This window comes from Variovorax glucosi (assembly GCF_051216695.1).
Lineage (GTDB): Bacteria > Pseudomonadota > Gammaproteobacteria > Burkholderiales > Burkholderiaceae_C > Variovorax.
Genome location: NZ_JBPJZE010000453.1, coordinates 1 through 1,008 on the forward strand (window position 1 = coordinate 1; position 1,008 = coordinate 1,008).

Annotated in this window: 1 protein-coding gene; it reads left to right on the forward strand. The window is 65.8% G+C overall.

The window, feature by feature from the left end; genetic code table 11:
• A partial coding sequence (locus ACSFA3_RS26450) for a tryptophan--tRNA ligase (protein WP_435508255.1) occupies positions 1 to 974 on the forward strand: 974 nt, incomplete at its 5' end.
• Positions 975 to 1,008: the final 34 nt, after the last annotated feature.

Consider the following 1,008-nt stretch of genomic DNA (forward strand, 5'->3'; position numbering starts at 1 on the left):
AGCTCGACAAGAACGTGGCCAAGGGCGAGGACCCCGATGCCGACGTGACGGCCGGCCTCTTCATGTACCCGGTGCTCATGGGCGCGGACATCCTGATGTTCAACGCCCACAAGGTGCCCGTGGGCCGCGACCAGGTGCAGCACATCGAGATGGCGCGCGACATGGCGCAGCGCTTCAACCACCTGTACGGCGATCACTTCACGCTGCCCGAGGCCGAGATCGACGACGCTGTGGCCACCCTGCCCGGCCTCGACGGCCGCAAGATGAGCAAGAGCTACGGCAACACGATCCCGCTGTTCGCGCCGCGCGCGCAGCTGCAAAAGCAGATCTCCAGCATCGTGACCGACTCGCGCGCCCCCGGCGAGCCCAAGGACACCGAGGGCTCTGCCCTGTTCCAGATCTACCAGGCCTTTGCCAGCGCCGAGGAAACCGAGTCGCTGCCCAAGGAGTACGCCAATGGCATTAGCTGGGGCGACGCCAAGCAGCTGCTGTTCGAGCGCATCGACCATGAAGTGGCGCCGCTGCGCGCGCGCTACGACGCGCTCATGAACGACCCGGCGCAGATCGAGCGCACGCTGCTCATCGGCGCCGAGAAGGCGCAAGCCCTGTCGAAGCCGTTCATGGCCAGCCTGCGCCACGCGGTCGGCCTGCGCAATCTCGCGGCCGGCAAGGACAAGGGCTCAGCCAAGGCGGCCAAGGTCGCGAAGCCAAGTTTCAAGCAGTACCGCGAGAAGGCGGACGGGCTTTTCTATTTCAAGCTGTTGGATGCGCGCGGCGAAACCCTGCTGCAAAGCCGTGGATTCACATCGCCGCAGGAAGCGGGCCGTACCATCGCGGTCTTGCAGGCGCAGCGCGGCGAAGCATTGACCACGCTGGCCAGCCAGCTGGAACCCATCGACACAGAAGGAACACGCGCCGTCACCGAGGCGCTGGAGGCCCTGACGGAGGCAACACCCACAACAAGCGGGAGTTGATCCGGCAAAGCCCATCGGCTTATCCGCCGATGAG